18 protein-coding genes and 1 riboswitch are annotated in these 23,125 nt (G+C 41.3%); of the genes, 11 read left to right on the top strand and 7 right to left on the bottom strand.

Going from position 1 to position 23,125, the window contains the following annotated elements; genetic code table 11:
* Positions 1–10: 10 nt before the first annotated feature.
* The 11 genes from tuf (at position 11) to PH4a_RS05475 (ending at position 16,377) form a co-directional block, all read left to right on the top strand.
* The gene (tuf, locus tag PH4a_RS05525; RefSeq protein WP_129038369.1) at positions 11–1,195 is read left to right on the top strand and encodes an elongation factor Tu; all 1,185 of its coding nucleotides are present in this window, start codon (positions 11–13) and stop codon (positions 1,193–1,195) included.
* A gap of 272 nt (positions 1,196–1,467) precedes the next feature.
* Positions 1,468–1,845, top strand: coding sequence for a preprotein translocase subunit SecE (gene secE / locus PH4a_RS05520; RefSeq protein WP_064718097.1), 378 nt, complete (start codon positions 1,468–1,470; stop codon positions 1,843–1,845).
* Between the two features lie 7 nt (positions 1,846–1,852).
* Positions 1,853–2,398, top strand: coding sequence for a transcription termination/antitermination protein NusG (gene nusG / locus PH4a_RS05515; protein ID WP_064718096.1), 546 nt, complete (start codon positions 1,853–1,855; stop codon positions 2,396–2,398).
* A 147-nt stretch (positions 2,399–2,545) separates the two neighbouring features.
* Positions 2,546–2,974: a 50S ribosomal protein L11 gene (gene rplK / locus PH4a_RS05510; protein WP_129038367.1), complete on the top strand. Its 429-nt coding sequence runs from the start codon at positions 2,546–2,548 to the stop codon at positions 2,972–2,974.
* 4 nt (positions 2,975–2,978) lie between these two features.
* Positions 2,979–3,680, top strand: a complete 702-nt coding sequence (gene rplA, locus PH4a_RS05505) for a 50S ribosomal protein L1 (protein ID WP_064718094.1) — start codon at positions 2,979–2,981, stop codon at positions 3,678–3,680.
* A 326-nt stretch (positions 3,681–4,006) separates the two neighbouring features.
* Positions 4,007–4,504, top strand: coding sequence for a 50S ribosomal protein L10 (gene rplJ / locus PH4a_RS05500; protein ID WP_064718093.1), 498 nt, complete (start codon positions 4,007–4,009; stop codon positions 4,502–4,504).
* Positions 4,505–4,567: 63 nt separating this feature from the next.
* A complete protein-coding gene (gene rplL / locus PH4a_RS05495; protein ID WP_064718092.1) occupies positions 4,568–4,933 on the top strand; it encodes a 50S ribosomal protein L7/L12 in 366 nt (121 codons plus the stop codon).
* Positions 4,934–5,283: 350 nt separating this feature from the next.
* Complete coding sequence (rpoB, locus tag PH4a_RS05490) at positions 5,284–9,312, top strand: DNA-directed RNA polymerase subunit beta (protein ID WP_064718091.1); 4,029 nt, start codon at positions 5,284–5,286, stop codon at positions 9,310–9,312.
* Positions 9,313–9,434: 122 nt separating this feature from the next.
* The gene (gene rpoC, locus PH4a_RS05485) at positions 9,435–13,661 is read left to right on the top strand and encodes a DNA-directed RNA polymerase subunit beta' (RefSeq protein WP_129038365.1); all 4,227 of its coding nucleotides are present in this window, start codon (positions 9,435–9,437) and stop codon (positions 13,659–13,661) included.
* A 79-nt stretch (positions 13,662–13,740) separates the two neighbouring features.
* The gene (locus PH4a_RS05480) at positions 13,741–15,099 is read left to right on the top strand and encodes a polysaccharide deacetylase family protein (protein ID WP_129038363.1); all 1,359 of its coding nucleotides are present in this window, start codon (positions 13,741–13,743) and stop codon (positions 15,097–15,099) included.
* A 237-nt stretch (positions 15,100–15,336) separates the two neighbouring features.
* Positions 15,337–16,377, top strand: a complete 1,041-nt coding sequence (locus PH4a_RS05475; RefSeq protein ID WP_129038361.1) for an Rpn family recombination-promoting nuclease/putative transposase — start codon at positions 15,337–15,339, stop codon at positions 16,375–16,377.
* A 231-nt stretch (positions 16,378–16,608) separates the two neighbouring features.
* On the opposite strand, the gene thiH is transcribed toward PH4a_RS05475, so the two are convergent.
* From thiH to PH4a_RS05440, 7 genes are all read right to left on the bottom strand, one after another.
* A complete protein-coding gene (thiH, locus tag PH4a_RS05470; protein ID WP_129038359.1) occupies positions 16,609–17,727 on the bottom strand; it encodes a 2-iminoacetate synthase ThiH in 1,119 nt (372 codons plus the stop codon).
* Positions 17,727–18,494 (bottom strand): thiazole synthase, encoded by a 768-nt coding sequence (locus PH4a_RS05465; RefSeq protein WP_129038357.1) that lies wholly within the window; start codon positions 18,492–18,494, stop codon positions 17,727–17,729. The genes thiH and PH4a_RS05465 overlap by 1 nt, the downstream gene beginning before the upstream one ends.
* A gap of 1 nt (position 18,495) precedes the next feature.
* Positions 18,496–18,696: a sulfur carrier protein ThiS gene (gene thiS, locus PH4a_RS05460; protein ID WP_129038355.1), complete on the bottom strand. Its 201-nt coding sequence runs from the start codon at positions 18,694–18,696 to the stop codon at positions 18,496–18,498.
* Positions 18,693–19,442 carry a HesA/MoeB/ThiF family protein gene (locus tag PH4a_RS05455; RefSeq protein WP_129038353.1) on the bottom strand — a complete coding sequence of 250 codons (750 nt, stop codon included), beginning with the start codon at positions 19,440–19,442 and terminating at the stop codon, positions 18,693–18,695. Before PH4a_RS05455 ends, thiS begins: the two co-directional genes overlap by 4 nt.
* Positions 19,436–20,083 (bottom strand): thiamine phosphate synthase, encoded by a 648-nt coding sequence (thiE, locus tag PH4a_RS05450; protein ID WP_129038352.1) that lies wholly within the window; start codon positions 20,081–20,083, stop codon positions 19,436–19,438. The genes PH4a_RS05455 and thiE overlap by 7 nt, the downstream gene beginning before the upstream one ends.
* Positions 20,067–22,016 (bottom strand): phosphomethylpyrimidine synthase ThiC, encoded by a 1,950-nt coding sequence (gene thiC / locus PH4a_RS05445; RefSeq protein WP_129038349.1) that lies wholly within the window; start codon positions 22,014–22,016, stop codon positions 20,067–20,069. The genes thiE and thiC overlap by 17 nt, the downstream gene beginning before the upstream one ends.
* A gap of 131 nt (positions 22,017–22,147) precedes the next feature.
* Positions 22,148–22,270, bottom strand: a riboswitch (TPP riboswitch).
* 44 nt (positions 22,271–22,314) lie between these two features.
* The gene (locus PH4a_RS05440) at positions 22,315–22,989 is read right to left on the bottom strand and encodes an HAD family hydrolase (protein WP_129038348.1); all 675 of its coding nucleotides are present in this window, start codon (positions 22,987–22,989) and stop codon (positions 22,315–22,317) included.
* Between the last annotated feature and the right edge of the window lie 136 nt (positions 22,990–23,125).

Genomic DNA, 23,125 nt, shown 5'->3' with positions numbered 1-23,125 from the left:
GAATATAGTCGTGTCTAAAGAAAAATTTGAACGTTCAAAACCGCACGTTAACGTTGGTACTATCGGCCACGTTGACCACGGTAAAACAACTCTGACTGCTGCAATCACTACAGTTTTAGCTAAAACTTACGGTGGTGCTGCTCGTGCATTCGATCAAATCGATAACGCACCAGAAGAAAAAGCTCGTGGTATCACCATCTCTACTTCACACGTAGAATATGACACCCCAAGCCGTCACTACGCACACGTAGACTGCCCAGGTCACGCCGACTATGTTAAAAACATGATCACTGGTGCTGCGCAAATGGATGGCGCTATCCTGGTTGTTGCTGCGACTGATGGCCCAATGCCACAAACTCGTGAGCACATCCTGTTAGGTCGCCAGGTTGGTGTTCCTTACATCATCGTATTCCTGAACAAATGTGACATGGTTGATGATGAAGAACTGCTGGAATTAGTAGAAATGGAAGTTCGTGAACTTCTGTCTCAGTACGATTTCCCAGGTGATGACACTCCAGTAATCCGTGGTTCAGCGCTGAAAGCACTGGAAGGCGAAGCTGAGTGGGAAGCACAAATTGTTAAATTAGCAGAAGCACTGGATTCTTACATCCCAGAACCAGAGCGTGCAATTGACAAACCATTCCTGCTGCCTATCGAAGACGTATTCTCAATCTCTGGTCGTGGTACAGTAGTAACAGGCCGTGTAGAGCGTGGTGTTGTTAAAGTTGGTGAAGAAGTTGAGATTGTTGGTATTAAAGACACAGTTAAAACAACTTGTACTGGCGTTGAAATGTTCCGTAAATTACTTGACGAAGGTCGTGCAGGTGAGAACGTAGGTGTTCTTCTGCGTGGTACTAAACGTGAAGAAATCGAACGTGGACAAGTACTGGCTAAACCAGGTTCAATCAAGCCACACACTAAATTCGAATCAGAAGTTTATATCCTGAGCAAAGATGAAGGTGGTCGTCACACTCCATTCTTCAAAGGTTACCGTCCACAGTTCTACTTCCGTACAACTGACGTAACTGGTACTATCGAATTACCAGAAGGCGTAGAAATGGTAATGCCAGGTGACAACATCAACATGATCGTTGAACTGATTCACCCTATCGCGATGGACGACGGTTTACGTTTCGCTATCCGTGAAGGTGGCCGTACAGTAGGCGCAGGTGTTGTTGCTAAAGTATTAAGTTAATTTCTAACTTATTGCTTGAAAAGGGCATCGAATGATGCCCTTTTTATGCGTTGTTTGAAAAAGAACCTATCTCATCACTAGTTTTAACGAAATTATTGGTGAGATAGGCTCTGATACAACAAATCGAGTCCAGTATCTTGCAGATACGAATGTCATAGATAATATGACGCTGTGTCAGATGCAATCATAGCTGATTTTATGGTTAGTCTGATTTGTTTTGCTCTTGCGAGGCAAGCTGGCTATTTATTTACATCATAGTGACAGGTTAATTTATGAGTGCGAATAGCGGAGCTCAAGATAGCAAACGCGGTGGTGATATTACCAAATGGATCGTTGCCGTTTTACTATTGGCAGTAGCTGTGGGTGGCAACTATCTTTATCGTGAATTTAACCTTGCTTTACGAGCTTTGGCTGTAGTTGCTTTGTTCGTAGCAGCAGGCGGGATCGCATTGTGGACAACACAAGGCAAGGCAACATTAGCTTTTGCACGCGAAGCCCGTATTGAAATGCGTAAGGTAGTATGGCCAACGCGTCAAGAAACATTGCAAACAACATTAATTGTTGCTGCGGTGACGGCTATTGTGTCATTAGTTCTTTGGGGACTGGATGGCATTCTGGTTCGTTTAGTTTCATTTATTACTGGCCTGTGAGGTGTCCATGACTGATTCTCCAAAAAAACGCTGGTATGTCATTCAGGCATTTTCTGGCTTTGAAGGCCGTGTTGCACAGTCTTTACGTGAACATATCAAGTTAAACGAAATGGAAGACTCATTCGGCGAAGTTATGGTTCCAACAGAAGAAGTTGTTGAGATCCGTAGTGGACAACGTCGTAAAAGTGAGCGTAAATTTTTCCCAGGTTATGTACTTGTCCAAATGGTCATGAATGATGCGACTTGGCATTTAGTACGTAACGTACCACGTGTGATGGGTTTTATCGGCGGAACATCAGACCGCCCAGCACCAATTAGCGACAAAGAAGTTGATGCGATAATGAATCGCTTACAACAAGTTGGTGATAAACCTCGTCCTAAAACACTGTTTGAACCAGGTGAAATGGTTCGTGTTAGTGATGGTCCATTTGCTGACTTTAATGGTGTTGTAGAAGAAGTGGATTACGAGAAAAGCCGCTTAAAAGTTTCTGTTTCTATCTTCGGTCGTGCGACCCCAGTTGAACTAGACTTTGGTCAGGTAGAAAAAGGCTAAACCTTTTTACATCGCTTTTCTTGCAAAAGGTGGAAAAGTTAACTACAATTTTCCACCTTTCGTTTTGAGTTGTCTTGCAATTGCGTGAGGCAAAGTAAAATCGGGGAGCCCTAGCCGGGCGATATACCCAAATTGAGGAATTAATTAATGGCTAAGAAAGTCCAAGCCTATATCAAGCTGCAAGTTTCAGCAGGTATGGCTAATCCAAGTCCACCAGTTGGTCCAGCTCTGGGTCAACAAGGTGTTAACATCATGGAATTCTGTAAAGCGTTCAATGCTAAAACTGAAAGCGTTGAAAAAGGTTTACCAATCCCTGTTGTTATTACTGTTTACGCAGACCGTTCTTTTACTTTCATTACCAAAACGCCTCCAGCAGCAGTACTGCTGAAAAAAGCTGCGGGCCTGAAATCAGGTTCTGGTAAACCGAACAAAGAGAAAGTAGGTAAAATTACTACTGCTCAAGTTCGTGAAATCGCGGAAACTAAAGCTGCGGACCTGACTGGTGCTGATATTGAAGCTATGATGCGTTCAATTGAAGGTACTGCTCGTTCCATGGGCCTGGTAGTGGAGGATTAATCTGATGGCTAAACTAACCAAGCGTATGCGCAACATCCGTGAGAAAGTAGAAGTAACTAAACAGTATGACATCGCTGAAGCGATAGCATTACTGAAAGAACTGGCTACTGCTAAATTCGTTGAAAGTGTTGATGTTGCTGTTAATCTCGGCATCGATGCTCGTAAATCAGACCAAAACGTTCGTGGTGCTACTGTTCTGCCACACGGTACTGGCCGTTCAGTTCGCGTTGCTGTATTTGCACAAGGTGCAAATGCTGAAGCTGCGAAAGAAGCTGGTGCAGAATTAGTGGGTATGGATGACTTAGCTGCTAAAGTTAAAGCTGGCGAAATGGACTTTGACGTTGTTATCGCATCTCCAGATGCAATGCGCGTTGTAGGTCAATTAGGTCAAATCTTAGGACCACGTGGCTTAATGCCAAACCCGAAAGTGGGTACTGTAACTCCTAACGTTGCTGAAGCAGTTAAAAATGCTAAAGCAGGTCAGGTTCGTTACCGTAACGACAAAAATGGTATTATCCATACCACTATCGGTAAAGTTGATTTCAATGAAACTCAGTTGAAAGAAAACTTAGAATCACTGTTGATTGCTCTGAAAAAAGCAAAACCATCAGCAGCGAAAGGCGTTTATATCAAGAAAGTAAGCCTGTCTACCACTATGGGTGCAGGTGTTGCTATTGATCAAGCTGGTCTGAACGCAACAGTTTAATCTTCGATTAGACTTTGAGTCATAAAAGACTTTACCTTGGCGTCAAATTTGTATAGAATTTGACGCCTTGAGTTTAGCTATGTTACATTTTTTATTTGAGTGAACATAACTAAATTCCCAAATTTCGGTTGGAGTCTGGCCTATCCAGACCCCGTCCAAGACCGCAGGTGTAAGTAATTACTTAATTTTCCTGCGTAGACGGTGAGAGAGCCAAAAAGAATTTTATATTCTGGATTCTGCTCACCGTGTTTTAGCGCTTATTTCCATTGTGGTAATAAGTGATGTGAGTCCGAGTTTTACTCGGTTAATCCAGGAGCAAGAAGCTAATGGCACTAAATCTTCAAGACAAACAAGCGATTGTTGCTGAAGTCAGCGAAGTTGCCAAAGGTGCGCTTTCTGCAGTTGTTGCGGATTCTCGCGGCGTAACTGTAGCAAAAATGACCGAACTGCGTAAAGCATGTCGTGATGCTGGTGTTACTGTACGTGTAGTACGTAACACACTGCTGCGTCGTGCAGTTGAAGGTACTTCTTACGATGTACTGAAAGACGTATTTGTTGGTCCAACCTTGATTGCTTTCTCTTTCGAACATCCGGGCGCTGCAGCTCGTTTGTTCAAAGATTTCGCTAAAGCGAACCCAGCATTCGAGATTAAAGCAGCTGCCTTTGAAGGTGAGTTTATCCCAGGTTCGAACATTGATCGTCTGGCTACACTCCCAACTTACGATGAAGCAATCGCACGCCTGATGGCAACCATGAAAGAAGCCGCTGCCGGCAAATTGGTTCGCACTCTGGCTGCTCTACGCGATCAGAAAGAAGCTGCTTAATAGCCAATTTCTTCGTTGCTTTATTTACGTATAAACTTTTTCTGAATTTTAGGAACACTTGTTATGTCTATTTCTAAAGACGATATCTTAAACGCAGTTGCTGAAATGTCTGTAATGGACGTTGTTGAACTGATCTCTATGATGGAAGAAAAATTCGGTGTATCTGCTGCTGCAGCTGTTGCTGTTGCTGCGGGTCCAGCAGAAGCTGCTGAAGAGAAAACTGAATTTGACGTTATCCTGAAAGCTATCGGCGGTAACAAAGTAGCAGTAATCAAAGCAGTACGTGGCGCTACCGGTCTTGGCCTGAAAGAAGCTAAAGACTTAGTAGAATCTGCACCAGCAGCTCTGAAAGAAGGCATCAGCAAAGACGACGCTGAAACTCTGAAGAAAGCTCTGGAAGAAGCAGGCGCTGAGGTTGAAGTTAAATAATTTAACTTCCCAGAGTGCAGCCTAACGGCTGATGGCTGGTGATTATTTGGTCACCAGCCTTTTTGCGCTGTAAGGTAAGAGTAGCTTTTTCACACTTTTTGGCTTCCTCTTCACCTAAATATTTTTTGCTATTGACGACTTAATATACTGTATTACGACTACGATCCACGTTTTTCCAAAAGCTCGGTAGTCATACAATGCAATGAAATGGTTTAAGAGTAATAGCAATAAGTATTATGGAAAATGTTAATTTTCCTACCTACAAAAAATAGTGTTAGCAGAATGTCGTGTCGTCCTTAATAACTAAGTGCCGGCAAAGTGGGTCACTTTTCAGCGAGCTGAGGAACCCTATGGTTTACTCCTATACCGAGAAAAAACGTATTCGTAAGGATTTTGGTAAACGTCCACAAGTTCTGGACATTCCCTATCTCCTTTCTATCCAACTTGACTCGTTCCAGAAGTTTATCGAGCAAGATCCTGATGGACAAAATGGTCTGGAAGCAGCTTTCCGTTCCGTATTTCCAATTCAAAGCTACAGTGGTAATGCTGAACTACAATATGTCAGTTACCGCCTTGGCGAGCCTGTTTTTGATGTTAAAGAATGTCAGATCCGCGGTGTAACTTATTCTGCACCATTGCGTGTAAAACTGCGTCTGGTCATTTATGAACGTGAAGCGCCAGAAGGCACCGTTAAAGACATTAAAGAACAAGAAGTCTATATGGGTGAAATCCCATTAATGACCGATAACGGTACTTTTGTCATCAATGGTACTGAGCGTGTTATCGTTTCCCAGTTACACCGTAGCCCTGGTGTGTTCTTTGATAGTGACAAAGGTAAAACACACTCTTCAGGTAAGGTATTGTATAACGCGCGTATTATCCCTTATCGTGGCTCTTGGTTAGACTTTGAATTCGACCCTAAAGATAACCTTTTTGTCCGTATTGACCGTCGCCGTAAATTACCAGCGACTATCATTTTACGCGCAATGAACTACAGCACCGAAGACATTCTGAATCTGTTCTTCGAAAAAACAACGTTTGAAATCAGCAACAACAAACTGATGATGACGTTAGTGCCTGAACGTCTGCGTGGTGAAACTGCTTCATTTGATATCGAAGCAAACGGCAAAGTATATGTCGAAAAAGGCCGTCGTATTACTGCTCGTCATATCCGTCAATTAGAGAAAGAAGAAGTTAACCGCATTGAAGTACCTGTTGAATATATTGCAGGTAAAGTGGTTGCTCGTGACTATATTGATGAAGCTACAGGCGAATTGATTTGTGCTGCTAACATGGAAATCTCTTTAGATGTGTTAGCTCGCCTAAGTCAAGCCGGTCATAAGACGATAGAAACTCTGTTTACCAATGACTTAGATCATGGTGCTTATATTTCAGAAACTGTTCGTGTCGATCCTACCAATGATCGCTTAAGCGCATTAGTTGAAATTTATCGCATGATGCGTCCTGGTGAACCACCTACACGCGAAGCCGCAGAAAACTTATTTGAGAATTTATTCTTCTCTGAAGATCGTTATGATCTTTCTGCTGTTGGTCGTATGAAGTTCAACCGTTCTTTAAACCGTCAAGAAATTGAAGGGTCAGGTATCCTGAGCCAAGAAGATATCATTGAAGTGATGAAAAAACTGATTGATATCCGTAATGGTAAAGGCGAAGTGGATGATATCGACCACTTAGGTAACCGTCGTATCCGTTCTGTCGGTGAAATGGCTGAAAACCAATTCCGTGTTGGTCTGGTGCGTGTTGAACGTGCAGTTAAAGAGCGTCTATCTTTAGGCGATCTTGATGCACTGATGCCACAAGATATGATCAACGCTAAACCGATTTCTGCTGCTGTCAAAGAATTCTTTGGCTCAAGTCAGTTATCACAGTTTATGGATCAGAATAACCCGCTATCAGAAATTACGCACAAACGTCGTATTTCTGCATTAGGCCCAGGTGGTTTGACCCGTGAACGTGCAGGCTTTGAAGTTCGAGACGTACACCCAACGCACTATGGTCGTGTGTGTCCTATCGAAACGCCTGAAGGTCCAAACATCGGTCTTATTAACTCATTATCTGTTTATGCACAGACCAATGAGTACGGATTCCTTGAAACGCCTTACCGTGTTGTTGAAAACAACGCTGTAACAGATGAAATTCACTATCTGTCAGCAATTGAAGAAGGTAACTTCATCATTGCTCAGGCTAACTCCGTATTAGACGATGATAACCACTTTGTGGAAGAGTTAGTTACTTGCCGTCATAGAGGTGAGTCAAGCTTATTTAGTCGTGATCAAGTTCAGTACATGGACGTTTCAACTCAACAGGTTGTTTCTGTCGGTGCATCACTGATCCCATTCCTTGAACACGATGACGCCAACCGTGCATTGATGGGTGCGAACATGCAACGTCAGGCTGTTCCTACACTTCGTGGTGATAAACCACTGGTAGGTACAGGTATGGAGCGTGCTGTAGCGGTTGACTCAGGTGTTACTGCTGTTGCAAAACGTGGTGGTACTGTTCAGTACGTTGATGCTTCTCGTATCGTTATTAAAGTTAACGAAGAAGAGACTTATGCTGGCGAAGCGGGCATTGACATTTATAGCTTGACTAAATATACCCGTTCTAACCAGAACACATGTATTAACCAAACACCTTGTGTTTCTTTAGGCGAACCTGTTGAACGCGGTGATGTGCTAGCTGATGGTCCTTCAACAGACCTCGGTGAATTAGCATTAGGTCAAAACATGCGCGTGGCATTCATGCCATGGAATGGTTATAACTATGAGGACTCCATCCTCGTATCTGAACGTGTTGTTCAAGAAGACCGTTTCACTACTATCCATATTCAAGAACTTGCTTGTGTGTCTCGTGACACCAAATTAGGGCCTGAAGAGATTACTGCGGACATCCCTAATGTGGGTGAAGCTGCATTATCTAAACTGGATGAATCAGGTATCGTTTATATCGGTGCTGAAGTGAAAGGCGGAGACATTCTAGTTGGTAAAGTAACACCTAAAGGTGAAACTCAACTGACCCCAGAAGAGAAACTGCTGCGCGCAATTTTTGGTGAAAAAGCGTCTGATGTTAAAGACTCTTCTTTACGCGTTCCTAACGGTGTATCTGGTACAGTTATCGACGTACAAGTATTTACTCGTGATGGCGTAGAAAAAGATAAACGTGCATTAGAAATTGAAGAATCACAGTTACGTGAAGTTAAGAAAGACTTAACTGAAGAACTGCGTATCTTTGAAGCTGGTCTTTTCGCTCGTATCCGTGGTGTTCTGATTGCTGGCGGTATTGAAGCTGAGAAATTAGACAAATTACCTCGCGAACGTTGGTTAGAACTGGGTATTGCTGATGAAGAGAAGCAAAACCAGTTAGAACAATTAGCTGAACAGTATGATGAACTGAAGGCTGAGTTTGCGAAGAAACTGGAAGCTAAACGCCGTAAAATCACCCAAGGTGATGACTTAGCACCTGGCGTGCTGAAGATCGTTAAGGTTTATCTGGCTGTTAAACGTCAGATCCAACCGGGTGATAAGATGGCGGGTCGTCATGGTAACAAGGGTGTTATCTCTAAGATTAACCCAATTGAAGACATGCCATACGATGAAAACGGTAATCCTGTTGACCTCGTACTGAACCCACTGGGCGTACCATCACGTATGAACATTGGTCAGATCCTAGAAACCCACTTGGGTATGGCTGCAAAAGGTATCGGTGATAAAATCAACGCGATGCTGAAACAGCAACAGGAAGTGGCTAAGTTACGTGAGTTTATCCAGAAAGCTTATGATCTGGGTATGGCACCTCGTCAGAAAGTTGACTTAGATACTTTCAGTGATGAAGAAGTGTTACGTCTGGCTGAAAACCTGAAAAAAGGTATGCCAACCGCAACACCAGTGTTTGATGGTGCTGAAGAGATGGAAATTAAAGAGATGCTTAAATTAGCAGATCTTCCAACCTCAGGTCAGATTACACTATTCGATGGTCGTACTGGTGAACAATTTGAGCGTCCAGTAACTGTTGGTTACATGTACATGCTGAAACTGAACCACTTAGTTGATGACAAGATGCACGCCCGTTCTACAGGTTCGTACAGTCTGGTTACTCAACAACCTCTTGGTGGTAAAGCTCAGTTTGGTGGACAGCGTTTCGGGGAGATGGAAGTGTGGGCACTGGAAGCATATGGTGCAGCTTATACTCTTCAAGAAATGCTTACTGTTAAGTCAGATGACGTTAACGGTCGTACCAAAATGTATAAAAACATCGTTGATGGTAACCATCAGATGGAACCAGGTATGCCAGAATCGTTCAACGTATTGTTGAAAGAGATCCGCTCACTGGGTATCAACATCGAATTGGAAGACGAATAACGGATTCCATAAAGGTAGACTGTCAGAAATGGCAGTCTACTAAACAGTGACTACACTGGATTAAAGGGGTGAATGACAGGGGTCATTTGCCTGGCAGGTCTAACTCCGACAGGAGCCATTTCGTGAAAGACTTATTAAAGTTTCTGAAAGCGCAAACCAAGACCGAAGAGTTTGATGCGATCAAAATTGCTCTGGCATCACCGGACATGATTCGTTCATGGTCATTCGGTGAAGTGAAAAAGCCAGAAACAATTAACTACCGTACGTTCAAACCAGAACGTGACGGTCTTTTCTGTGCCCGTATTTTCGGACCAGTAAAAGATTACGAATGTTTGTGTGGTAAATACAAACGTTTAAAACACCGTGGTGTTATTTGTGAGAAGTGTGGCGTTGAAGTTACACAAACTAAAGTTCGTCGTGAACGTATGGGTCACATCGAATTAGCTTCTCCTGTAGCGCACATCTGGTTCTTAAAATCATTGCCGTCCCGTATCGGTCTGCTGCTGGATATGCCACTGCGCGATATTGAACGTGTGCTGTATTTTGAATCTTACGTTGTTGTTGAAGGCGGTATGACTAGCCTTGAACGCGGTCAAATCTTAACAGAAGAGCAATACCTCGACGCATTAGAAGAATTCGGTGACGAATTTGATGCGAAGATGGGTGCAGAAGCTGTTCAGAACTTGTTACAGAGTATGGATCTGGAACAAGAGTGTGAAACGTTGCGTGAAGAGTTAAATGAGACTAACTCTGAAACTAAACGTAAGAAACTGACCAAACGTATCAAGTTACTTGAAGCATTCATTCAATCAGGCAATAAACCGGAATGGATGATCTTAACTGTACTGCCTGTGTTACCACCAGACTTACGTCCACTGGTTCCACTTGATGGTGGTCGTTTTGCGACATCTGACCTGAATGATTTATATCGTCGCGTGATCAACCGTAACAACCGTTTAAAACGCCTGCTTGATTTAGCAGCGCCAGACATTATCGTACGTAACGAAAAACGTATGTTGCAAGAGTCTGTGGATGCGTTATTAGATAACGGTCGTCGTGGTCGTGCAATTACAGGTTCTAACAAACGTCCTCTGAAATCTTTGGCTGATATGATCAAAGGTAAACAAGGTCGTTTCCGTCAAAACCTGTTAGGTAAACGTGTTGACTATTCTGGTCGTTCTGTAATCACCGTTGGTCCATACCTGCGTCTGCATCAGTGTGGTCTACCGAAGAAAATGGCTCTTGAATTATTCAAACCATTTATTTACGGAAAACTGGAAACCCGTGGTTTAGCGACAACGATTAAAGCCGCTAAAAAAATGGTTGAGCGTGAAGAAGCGGTTGTTTGGGATATCTTAGATGAAGTTATCCGTGAACACCCAGTTATGTTAAACCGTGCACCAACACTTCACCGTTTAGGTATTCAGGCATTTGAACCTATCCTTATCGAAGGTAAAGCTATTCAGTTACATCCACTCGTTTGTGCGGCATATAACGCCGACTTCGATGGTGACCAAATGGCGGTTCACGTACCACTGACATTAGAAGCACAGTTAGAAGCTCGTGCGCTGATGATGTCAACAAACAATATCCTGTCTCCAGCAAGTGGTGACCCAATCATCGTTCCTTCACAGGACGTTGTATTAGGTCTGTACTACATGACGCGTGACTGCATTAATGCCAAAGGTGAAGGCATGGTGCTCAGTGGGCCAAAAGAAGCAGAACGCGTTTATCGCGCTGGCTTAGCTTCACTGCACGCTCGCGTAAAAGTACGTATTACTGAAGAGATCAGAGATGGCGAAGGTAACGTCACTACAAATACTAGCTTAAGAGACACGACAGTTGGTCGCGCTATTTTGTGGATGATCGTACCTAAAGGTCTACCTTATGAGTTGGTTAACCAACCATTAGGTAAAAAAGCCATTTCTAAAATGCTTAATACCTGTTACCGCGTAATGGGCTTGAAGCCAACGGTTATTTTTGCTGACCAAATCATGTATACCGGTTTTGCTTACGCTGCACGTTCTGGTGCCTCTGTAGGTATCGATGACATGGTCATCCCTGCGAAAAAAGCAGAGATCATTGCAGAAGCAGAAGCGGAAGTTGCAGAAATTCAGGAACAGTTCCAATCCGGTCTGGTAACAGCGGGCGAACGTTATAACAAAGTCATCGATATTTGGGCTGCGGCGAATGAGCGCGTAGCGAAAGCGATGATGGAAAACCTGTCTACAGAAACTGTAATTAACCGTGATGGCGTTGAAGAACAACAAGTATCGTTTAACAGCATCTTTATGATGGCTGACTCCGGTGCTCGTGGTTCTGCTGCACAGATCCGTCAGTTAGCAGGTATGCGTGGTCTGATGGCTAAACCAGATGGTTCAATCATCGAAACCCCAATCACAGCGAACTTCCGTGAAGGTCTGAACGTACTCCAGTACTTCATCTCAACTCACGGTGCTCGTAAAGGTTTGGCGGATACCGCACTGAAAACAGCAAACTCCGGTTACTTGACTCGTCGTTTAGTTGACGTTGCACAAGACTTAGTCGTAACAGAAAGTGACTGTGGTACTACCGAAGGTGTCATGATGACTCCGGTCATCGAAGGTGGTGATGTTAAAGAACCACTACGTGAACGTGTATTAGGCCGTGTGGCTGCAGAAGATATTCTGAAACCAGGTACCGCTGATATTCTTGTTCCACGTAACACACTGCTTAACGAAAAACTGTGTGACCTGTTAGAAGAAAACTCAGTTGACAGCGTTAAAGTTCGTTCAGTTGTAACCTGTAACACAGACTTTGGTGTGTGTGCTAACTGTTATGGTCGTGACCTTGCTCGTGGTCATATCATCAACAAAGGTGAAGCTATCGGTGTTATTGCGGCTCAGTCAATCGGTGAGCCGGGTACACAGTTAACGATGCGTACATTCCACATCGGTGGTGCGGCATCTCGTGCGGCGGCAGAATCAAGCATTCAAGTACGTAACAAGGGTACTTTGAAACTGTTTAACGCTAAATTTATCGCTAATACAGCAGGTAAATTAGTTATCACTTCTCGTAACACTGAATTACGTCTTATTGATGAATTCGGTCGTACGAAAGAGAGCTATAAAGTACCTTACGGTGCTCAGCTGTCTAAAGGTGATGGTGAAGCTGTTAACGGTGGCGAAACAGTTGCAAACTGGGATCCGCATACAATGCCAGTTGTGAGTGAAGTCTCTGGTATCATTCGTTTTGCTGACATGGTTGATGGTCAAACCATCATTCGTCAGACTGATGAATTAACAGGTCTTTCTTCACTGGTTGTTCTGGATTCAGCAGAGCGTACAGGTAGCGGTAAAGATTTACGTCCAGCATTGCGCATCACCGATGCACAAGGTAAAGATGTATTAATCCCGAATACTGATATGCCAGCTCAATACTTCCTGCCAGGTAAAGCTATCGTTCAATTAGACGATGGTATTGCAATCAACGCAGGTGATACTTTAGCGCGTATTCCACAAGAATCTGGCGGTACTAAAGATATCACCGGTGGTCTGCCACGCGTTGCTGACCTGTTTGAAGCTCGTCGTCCTAAAGAGCCTGCAATTCTTGCTGAAATCAGCGGTATTGTATCGTTTGGTAAAGAGACGAAAGGCAAACGTCGCCTGGTTATCTCTCCATTAGATGGTAGCGACGCATACGAAGAGATGATCCCTAAATGGCGTCAGCTTAACGTATTTGAGGGTGAGGTTGTGGAACGCGGTGATGTAATCTCCGATGGTCCAGAATCACCACACGACATCCTGCGCTTACGTGGTGTTCATGCGGTAACTCGCTATATCACTAATGAAGTACAGGAAGTTTACCGCTTACAAGGCGTTAAGATTAACGATAAACACATCGAAGTTATCGTTCGTCAGATGCTACGTAAAGTCACTATCGAGAATGCAGGAAGTTCTGAATTCCTCGAAGGTGAACAAGTTGAATACGCTCGCGTTAAAGTATCGAACCGTGTTCTTGAAGATGATGGAAAAGTACCAGCGACTTATGCTCGTGACCTATTAGGTATCACTAAAGCATCACTGGCAACTGAATCCTTTATCTCAGCAGCGTCGTTCCAAGAAACAACGCGCGTTCTGACAGAAGCAGCTGTCGCGGGTAAACGTGACGAATTACGTGGCTTAAAAGAGAACGTAATTGTTGGTCGTTTAATCCCAGCAGGTACTGGTTTTGCTTACCATCAGGATCGTATCAAACGTCGTCATCAGCAGTTACCAACTGATGAAACTGAAACAACAGTCAGCGCTGATGAAGCATCTGCTAACTTAGCAGAATTACTGAATGCTGGTTTCGGTGGCTTCAAAGAATAAAATCTGATTTATATTAGATTGAAATGCCCTCCATTGTGAGGGCATTTTTTGTTTCCGTTCTACATAAGTAGGCAAAAAAATGGTAAAAGTAATTACTAATCAATTGATTATTTTATTTTTTGTTTTTACCGGTACTGTATGGGCAAATACCTCAGAAAGAGGGGTCCCAACAGAAGCTCAATGGGATTTAGCAACACCACCCACAACGCTTATGCAACTTCGTCAGCAAAAAACGCTTTATGCTTTTGTTGGTGACAAACTTCGTGCAGTTGCAGAGCTTTATCCTAACCAAGGTTTTTATCTTTCTGAATCTGCTGGGGATTACCATAAATTACAGTTTGGTAATGCTCATGGTTATCTTGAAAGCGGCTATCTTGAAGATGGTTATTTTGAAGATGTTGCACGTATTCAACCTCATAAGAAAACACATTTTCTATCTAGTGATGCTAGCCAATTAGATTACCCAATCTACGAATACCTCATTACAACAAAAAATACGCCTGTTTATCGAGAAGACGATAAAGCCAGCGCACCTATCGCGACATTATTATCAAATTTACGTTACCCTGTTTTATCTCGTATAACTAAAAACGCTCAAGATGGTAGTCAATTATCTTGGTTTGTTATTTCTTTGGGAGATCGCCTTGGTTATATCTCGGCTTATGATGTGAAACCTGATTTAGGCATACCTGTACTGACTTACCATCATATTTTAAAGACAACAGAAAACCGTAACTTTTGCCATACGTCAACAACCACATCATTGACTGCATTTACAGAACAAATGAATTATTTAAAAGAGGCGGGCTATGAAACGCTTTCTCTTAATCAAATTGCAGGATATTTAAATAAAGATGTAAATTTACCGGGGCGTGCGGTGGCGGTAACATTTGATGATGGGCTGCAATCAGTTTATCGCTATGCTTATCCGATTTTAAAACAAAATGATCAGCGAGCGACGCTATTTGTTATTTCATCAAGAGTAAAATCAAAAATGCAAAAATGGGCACCAGACACATTACAATTTATGAGCTGGCAAGAGCTAAAAATAAGCCGTGATGTTTTTGATATTCAGTCACACTCCCATTTTTTACATCGGCTAGATAAACAAAAAAGACCGATAATTTTTAGTCGTCAATATCATTCTATCGTGCTTGATTTACAACGGTCACAGCGAGTATTACGTTTGCTTAACCCTCATCAATATGCTTTTGCTTATCCTTTTGGTGGATATAATCAACAAGCCATCGATGCTTCAAAAGCGGCGGATATGTCGGTGGCGGTGACAACACAACAAGGAAAAGTGCGTTTAGGTGATAATCCTTATGCATTAAAACGTTTATATGCATTAAGTACCGATTCGGTAGCAAAATTTGCCCGAATGGTTGGTAATGATGAATATGAAGTGATTAATAAACATATTGTAGTAGATAAATAATCAGTGATAGAGCTTATATAAAGTATGTTTTATCTGGTTTATTAAACAATAGACTGATACTGAATAAGTCTTAATAAATAGCCTCGATAAATATCGGGGTTATTTGGGGGTATTCTTACAAATTTATTTAAGATTTATAATTAACTTATATATTTCAGATAATTATGATGACTTTCTATTAAGGAAAATACATTTTTTTCTGTAAGCTAGCAGTCCAAATTCGCCATGGAGCTCGCTATGAATAAGCCTATATCAATATCTTCTCATGATTCTGCATTTAAACGTTTTATGATGAATGTCAGTAATGCCAAAGATTTTTTCTTTATCCATTTGTCTGAAGAGTTAAAAAGTTATTGTGATTTCTCAACTTTGCAATTACAGAATTCTTCTTTTATTGATATCAAATTACGTTCTCGAATGTCTGATATTTTGTATTTGGTGAAAACAAAAGAGGGTGATGTTCCAATATATTTACTGATAGAGCATCAATCTAGGCCGGATAAAATGATAGCTTGGCGTATGATGCATTACGCATTTTGCACAATGAATCAGCATTTACAACAAGGTTATAAATCTTTGCCTCTCGTCGTTCCAATCTTGTTTTACCATGGAAAGAAAAAACCTTATCCTTTCCCAGTTAATTGGATGGAATGTTTACCCCTTTCTTCACTTGCTAACAAGCTTTATTTTAATGATTTCTCTTTAATTGATTTGACCTCAATTGATGATGGTATTTTATTGACACATAAGAAAGCAGCCGTAATGGAAATTGCTATGAAACATGTTAATAGTTGTAGTGATCTTAATAAGGTTGCGATGCTTCTATCAAAAGCAATAAATCAGAAAAATTGCAGGGATGAAGATACTGTTGCTGTTATACAATACTTATTCTCAATCATGGATGCATCAGACTTTGAATTTATTATAAATAAGATAGCTGAACAAATAGGTAACCACAGAGAGGTAATTATGAATATAGCATGGCGATTAGAAAATAAAGGATTTAAATTAGGTATAGATGAAGGATTCGAAATAGGTAAAACAGAAGGTATTGAATTAGGTAAAACAGAAGGTATTGAATTAGGCAAAACAGAAGGTATTGAATTAGGCAAAACAGAAGGTATTGAATTAGGTAAAACAGAAGGTATTGAAATTGGAAGGAAAATAGTGCAGTTAGAATTAGCACAAAATTTATTGAAAGAGAATTTCGAACTTTCATTTATCGAAAGAGTATCGGGTTTAAGTATGCAAGAACTTGAAGAGTTAATTGTCGTATAGCAATATATGGTAAATATAATTATTTATTCTTATGTAACTCTATAAAAATAAAACTGTAAGCTAATTATCTAAGTTTGAAAGAATATTTTAGCTATTATTTATAACAAAAATGTTATCTTTTCTTATTATATTTTATTGAGTGTTATTTATTATTAAGTTTTTTAATAAAAACCGCCCTTGTTATTATTTTTTAATAAACTAAGGTGCGGTTTTATATTATTCCAATGTTTATTAACGACCTAAATAATTATCCCAGTCTTTCCAAACAGGTTGTAACCCCCGCGCTTTTAGTGCATCAATAACATCATTTACATGGCGATTATCATTTGGTGAAAACTGTTCTAGTTCTTCATGGCTATCAGAGTAGCCGCCGGGTTGGGTTTTTGAACCCGCGCTGATGTTATTGATCGCCAAAGGAACAGTATTATCGCGAAAATAAGGCGATTCACGGGTAGAAAGCGAAAGTTCCACATCAGGCGCTAAAATACGAAATGCACAGATCAGTTGCACTAGTTCTGCTTCGCTCATCACGGATGCGGGACTAAGACCACCAGCACAAGGACGTAAACGAGGAAAAGAGATAGAATAGCGGCTTTTCCAGTAACGTTTTTGTAAAAATAGCAAATGTTCTGCGACCATATAACAATCAGTGCGCCATTGTCCTGAAAGCCCAATCAGTGCCCCTAAGCCGATTTTATCAATACCCGCTTGCCCTAACCTATCTGGTGTTTGTAATCGCCAATGAAAGTCTTGTTTTTTCCCTTTCAGATGATGTAGCTGATAAGTAGGTTCGTGATATGTTTCTTGATAAACCATCACGCCATCGATACCTAAGGTTTTTAGTTCAGCATATTCATCAGTTGCTAGAGGTTGTACTTCCATCATTAATGAGCTGAAGTGGCGGCGAATTAGAGGGATATATTGACGAAAATAGTCCATACCCACTTTTCTTTGATGTTCACCAGTAACGAGTAGTAGGCTATCAAAACCTAATTGGCGAATACTATTGCACTCGGCAATTATCTCACTTTCATTGAGTGTTTTACGCTTAATAGCATTACTCATTGAAAAACCGCAATAAGTACAGTCATTTGCACATAAATTAGAGAGATAAAGTGGAACATATAAACCAATAACGTTACCAAATCGCTGACGAGTAAGTTGCTGAGCACGTTGCGCCATTGGCTCTAGATAATGACGAGCTGCAGGTGATATTAGTGCCATAAAATCATCTAAAATCAGTATATCGCGGCTTAATGCAGTCTCTACATCAGCGTTAGTTTTGCTATTTAATTTTAGTGTTAAGTCATCCCAATTGAGCTGTTGCCAATAATCAGAAAAAGTCTCCATTAGAAAGCCCCTAAATACTGGGTTAATGGACTTGAGGCCTGTGCTTGCGAGGTGGATATGGCTAAACCAGATTGTTTCGCAAGTTCTCCGGACTCAAGCGCCATTTTAAACGCTTGAGCCATTAATACAGGATTTTTTGCTACCGCTATCGCGGTATTCACTAATACAGCATCAGCACCTAATTCTAATGCATCAAGTGCATGGCTTGGTGCGCCAATGCCAGCATCGACCACGACAGGAATAGATGCTTGCTCAATGATAATTCGCAGAAAATCGCGAGTTTGTAGCCCTTGATTTGAACCTATCGGTGAGCCTAACGGCATTACAGCAGCACAACCAACTTCTTCTAATCGACGGCATAAAACAGGATCAGCACTGCAATAAGGCAATACTACAAAGCCTTCTTTTACTAAGGTCTCTGCGGCTTTTAATGTTTCGATAGGATCAGGAAGTAGATATTTGGTATCTGGATGAATTTCTAATTTTACCCAATGAGTACCAAATGCTTCTTTAGCTAGCCGAGCGGCAAAAATAGCTTCCTGTGCTGTTTTTGCACCAGATGTATTAGGTAATAATTTTACGCCTAATGATTTGAGTGGTGCGATTAAATCATCGTTGCCACTTTTTAAATCGACACGTTTCATCGCCATAGTCACTAACTGACTGCCTGAAGCGCGGATAGCTTCAGTCATTATTGTCGGTGTGGCAAATTTACCTGTACCAGTGAAAAGTCTTGATGTGAATGTGGTATCAGCAATTTTTAACATATCAGCCCCCTGCAATTGCTTGAAAGAGAAGGATCGTATCGCCATCATTAATAAAATGAGTGTCCCAATTTTCACGAGGAACAATGGTTTCATTGATGGCGAGCGCCACACCTATTGGTGGCTGTTCTAACTGAATAAGGAGCTGACAGATAGTGACAGGCATATCCAGAGATAGTTGTTCGTCATTTACGGTAATATTCATGCTAATCCTCGACAAACAGGACATGTTTTTGATGGCGTCAAACGCAACGTACTCCAATTTTGTTTTTTTCCATCAAAAAGACGAAGTTTTCCGCTGAGAGAACTCGGTAAGCCAGATAGCAATTTAATCGCTTCAAGCGCTTGAAGTGTGCCTATAACACCAACTACAGGGCCTAAAATTCCAGCTGTTTTACAATTTCTTTGCGGTTCAGTTTTATCAGGATAAAGACAGTGGTAGCACCCCTGAATAAAAGGGGGTTCAAACACCATTAGCTGGCCACTAAAACCAACGGCACTGCCGCTAACAAGTGGTGTTTTTTGAGCAACACAAGCACGATTAATAGCCTGTCGAGTGAGCATGTTGTCAGTACAATCAAGGACTAAATCGACGTGTTTAACTAAATCAGGTAACACATCATCATCAAGCCTTTGTTTGTAAGCGGTAATGGTGATATCAGGATTTAACGCGAGTAGTGATTGCTTTGCGATATCTGATTTGGCATCAGGAATATCTTTAGTGCGATAAAGGATTTGGCGCTGAAGATTAGAAACATGTAAAACATCATCATCGACCAAAATAAGCTCACCCACACCAGCACCAGCAAGATAAAGCGCAGCAGGAGAGCCTAAACCACCTAGTCCGACAATTAATACTTTGGCTTGCTGAAGCTTATTTTGACCTTCTAAGCCAAAGTCTTCTAACATCACTTGTCGGCTATAACGCATAAAATCATTATCATTTAGCATGATGGCTTTCCTTCTACTAATTCTAATAATTTCTGTGTTACTTGTTGCCAGTCTACTGCTTTTGTAATGGCACTGACTAAAGCAACACCACCAACACCTGTTGCAACCACACTTGGCACTCTTTCTAATGAGATCCCACCAATAGCCACAGTGGAATAATCGGTGGTTTGTTCAACCTGTTTACGAAGAGCAACTAATCCTTGTGGTTGAGATGGCATCTCTTTGGTGCTGGTTGGGAAGATATGACCGAGTGCAATGTAAGAAGGGTGTAAAGCTTTTGCTCTTTCCAGTTCGAATTCGTCGTGAGTGGAAATGCCAAGACGTAATCCTGCTTGTCTAATAGCATTGAGATCCGCAATATCCAAATCTTCTTGGCCAAGATGCACACCATAAGCGTGATGTTTAATCGCAAGTTGCCAATAATCATTGATAAATAGCCTGGCGTTATAATGCTGGCCTAAATTTATTGCTGCGATAATATCTTGTTCGACTTCTGTCAGTTGCTTATTTTTAATACGCAATTGGATAGTAGTAACGCCTGCTTTTAACAGGCGTTCAATCCATTCAATGGAATCAACAACAGGGTAAAGACCCAATTTTTTTTCTGTTAATGCAAAAGGGGCGCTAGAGGATCTGTTCATTATCAGCAACCTCTGCACTATGATAAAGCTCGCTACCATGTTCTTTAAAGGCTTGCGACATTTGCTCCATACCTGCGGCATAATCGCGTACTTCTTGAGTAATTTTCATTGAACAGAATTTAGGGCCACACATTGAGCAGAAATGGGCAACTTTACCTGATGCTTGAGGTAAGGTTTCGTCGTGATATTTGCGTGCAGTTTCAGGATCAAGTGCCAAATTAAACTGATCTTCCCATCTAAATTCAAAACGTGCTTTAGACATCGCATTATCACGAATTTGAGCCCCAGGGTGTCCTTTGGCTAAATCGGCAGCATGAGCCGCAATTTTGTAAGTGATAAGCCCTTGTTTAACATCTTCTTTATTGGGTAAGCCAAGGTGTTCTTTAGGGGTGACATAACAAAGCATTGCACAACCAAACCAACCAATCATTGCGGCACCGATACCAGAGGTAAAGTGGTCATAACCCGGTGCGATATCCGTTGTGAGAGGCCCTAATGTATAAAATGGTGCTTCATGACAATGTTCTAATTCTTCTGTCATATTGCGGCGGATCATCTGCATTGGTACATGGCCCGGGCCTTCAATCATAACTTGAACATCATATTCCCATGCAATTTTGGTTAATTCACCAAGGGTATGTAACTCAGAGAATTGTGCTTCATCGTTGGCATCTTGAATAGAACCAGGTCTTAAACCATCACCCAGTGATAATGAAACGTCATAAGCGGTACAAATCTCACAAATCTCACGGAAGTGTTCATAGAGAAAGTTCTCTTTATGGTGCGATAAACACCATTTCGCCATAATTGAACCACCACGAGAAACTATCCCTGTTAAACGTTTAGCTGTCATTGGCACATAACGCAGCAGAACACCCGCATGAATAGTGAAGTAATCTACACCTTGCTCTGCTTGTTCAAGCAAAGTATCACGGAATATTTCCCATGAGAGATCTTCTGCAACGCCATTTACTTTTTCTAATGCTTGATAAATTGGCACAGTACCAATAGGCACGGGGCTATTGCGAATGATCCACTCACGGGTTTCATGAATATAACGACCTGTCGAGAGATCCATTACGGTATCGGCACCCCAACGCGTAGACCAAATTAATTTTTCTACTTCTTCTTCAATTGAAGAGGTAACTGAGGAATTACCAATATTTGCATTCACTTTTACCAAGAAATTACGACCAATAATCATTGGCTCTGATTCAGGGTGATTGATGTTGGCAGGAATAATCGCACGACCCGCAGCGACTTCTTGGCGTACAAATTCAGGTGTAATATTATCAGGAAGATGAGCACCGAAGCTAAAGCCAGCATGTTGTTGGCGTAATACTTCGCTATGAATACGTTCCCGACCCATATTTTCACGAATGGCGATAAATTCCATTTCTGGTGTGATAATACCTTGTCGAGCATAGTGTAGCTGGGTGACTCTTTTCCCTGATAATGCTTTTTTAGGGCTTGGTTTTAAAGGGAAGCGAAGATGTTCTAATCCTGCATCAGAAAGGCGCTGCTGGGTAAAATCAGAACTAAGCAGTGTTAAGGCCTCGGTATCTTTACGCTCATCAATCCAAGGTTGACGTATCTTTTTTAAGCCTTTATTTACATCGAGTTGAGAGGTTGGATCGCCATAAGGGCCTGATGTGTCATAAACCGGAACAGGTTCATTATCTTCAAAAATAGGATCTTCTTTTGTACCACCCGTTAGTGTTTGAGCTAACTGGATTTCACGCATTGGAATTTGAATATCAGCACGGCTGCCTTCGAGGTAAATGCGATTTGAATTGGGAAAACTGACACCTTGAATAGTGCTGATAAAGGCTTGAGCCGCATCACGTTGCTCTTTTCTCGGACGCTGTTTTTCTGAAATAATCGTTGCTGTTGGTGAAATATCTTTAACAGATATAGATTGTTTTGTGGACATAGCATTTCCTAATAAATATCAATCAAGCGCGAGGCTTGTCGGGTGGATATTGAGAAAAATGCTTGTCTGGAGGTCGCAGGGAGTATCGACAGATAGGTGTGTAAAAAATATACGCGTAGATGCTATCAAAAGGTCGAATCACTCTTGTTCCCTTCGCGGGTATTAACCCGATCAGGTTCCGCGGATCCCGAATAAACGGTCTCAGCCTGTGCTTATAACAACCTTATAAACACTAGGCACTCCGACAAGAAGATGACCAGTATATGAAAGATTTTAAAAACTACAAGTCCGATATCTATTATTGATTTAAATCCCAGTGTAATTGTTTCCAACCGTTATTTATTGCGATTTGGGCTAAGAGAACATCAGCATTAACAGTGATTACCTCATCAGCTTGATAGCATAATGGGAGATCGTTACTAGAGTCAGTATAAAAAAATATATAATTATTATTAATATTATTCTCGTTTTTCCAGTGATTTAATCGTGTCACTTTACCTTCTCTAAATGTTGGTATTCCTTCAATTTTACCGTTGTAATAGCCGTTATTTATTTGCATGTCAATACCCATAGAGGCATCTATATTGAGTAATTTTGCGATAGGGTGAACCAGAAAAGACATCGTAGCTGAAATGATAATAACGGGAATGTTTTCTTGTTGATATTGAGCAATAATATTGATCCCTTGGGGGTAAAGTAATGGCTTAATAATAGTTTGAATATAATCATTAACCCAGTGATTAATCATATCTACAGTAAATTGGTTGAAATAAGAGATATGTTCAAAAAGGTAATGTTCAATATTGAGTTTGCCTGCGTAGTAGTCCTTCATCATTTGAGAATCAAGAGCTAAAAAAGCAGGGTCTTGAACGATTTTTCGATCCCAAAGATAATTTGTCCATAAGCGACTTGAATCGCCACACAATAATGTTTCATCAAGATCAAAAATGGCGAGAGATTTTTTTTTATTCATAGTTATCTAACGTATTTTTCATTAATTTTTTTTATATATTTTCATTAAAAAATAGTACTGAATGATAAGGATTTTACATGATACATTGAGATAATTGGTTTAAAGAGAGTATCCTCTAGTCTATATCATTATTTTG

It is taken from the genome of Proteus hauseri (genome assembly GCF_004116975.1).
In the GTDB taxonomy this organism is placed as follows: Bacteria; Pseudomonadota; Gammaproteobacteria; order Enterobacterales; family Enterobacteriaceae; genus Proteus; species Proteus hauseri.
Note: the sequence above shows the minus strand (reverse complement) of the source record. Positions and strands in the feature narration are given on the sequence as shown.

Bases quoted from the DNA above. Each gene is read 5' to 3' on its own strand.
- secE (WP_064718097.1), top strand. From the start codon at position 1,468: ATGAGTGCGAATAGCGGAGCTCAAGATAGCAAACGCGGTGGTGATATT.
- nusG (WP_064718096.1), top strand. From the start codon at position 1,853: ATGACTGATTCTCCAAAAAAACGCTGGTATGTCATTCAGGCATTTTCT.
- rplK (WP_129038367.1), top strand. From the start codon at position 2,546: ATGGCTAAGAAAGTCCAAGCCTATATCAAGCTGCAAGTTTCAGCAGGT.
- rplA (WP_064718094.1), top strand. From the start codon at position 2,979: ATGGCTAAACTAACCAAGCGTATGCGCAACATCCGTGAGAAAGTAGAA.
- rplJ (WP_064718093.1), top strand. From the start codon at position 4,007: ATGGCACTAAATCTTCAAGACAAACAAGCGATTGTTGCTGAAGTCAGC.
- rplL (WP_064718092.1), top strand. From the start codon at position 4,568: ATGTCTATTTCTAAAGACGATATCTTAAACGCAGTTGCTGAAATGTCT.
- rpoB (WP_064718091.1), top strand. From the start codon at position 5,284: ATGGTTTACTCCTATACCGAGAAAAAACGTATTCGTAAGGATTTTGGT.
- PH4a_RS05480 (WP_129038363.1), top strand. From the start codon at position 13,741: ATGGTAAAAGTAATTACTAATCAATTGATTATTTTATTTTTTGTTTTT.
- PH4a_RS05475 (WP_129038361.1), top strand. From the start codon at position 15,337: ATGAATAAGCCTATATCAATATCTTCTCATGATTCTGCATTTAAACGT.
- thiH (WP_129038359.1), bottom strand. From the start codon at position 17,727: ATGGAGACTTTTTCTGATTATTGGCAACAGCTCAATTGGGATGACTTA.
- PH4a_RS05465 (WP_129038357.1), bottom strand. From the start codon at position 18,494: ATGTTAAAAATTGCTGATACCACATTCACATCAAGACTTTTCACTGGT.
- thiS (WP_129038355.1), bottom strand. From the start codon at position 18,696: ATGAATATTACCGTAAATGACGAACAACTATCTCTGGATATGCCTGTC.
- PH4a_RS05455 (WP_129038353.1), bottom strand. From the start codon at position 19,442: ATGCTAAATGATAATGATTTTATGCGTTATAGCCGACAAGTGATGTTA.
- thiE (WP_129038352.1), bottom strand. From the start codon at position 20,083: ATGAACAGATCCTCTAGCGCCCCTTTTGCATTAACAGAAAAAAAATTG.
- thiC (WP_129038349.1), bottom strand. From the start codon at position 22,016: ATGTCCACAAAACAATCTATATCTGTTAAAGATATTTCACCAACAGCA.
- PH4a_RS05440 (WP_129038348.1), bottom strand. From the start codon at position 22,989: ATGAATAAAAAAAAATCTCTCGCCATTTTTGATCTTGATGAAACATTA.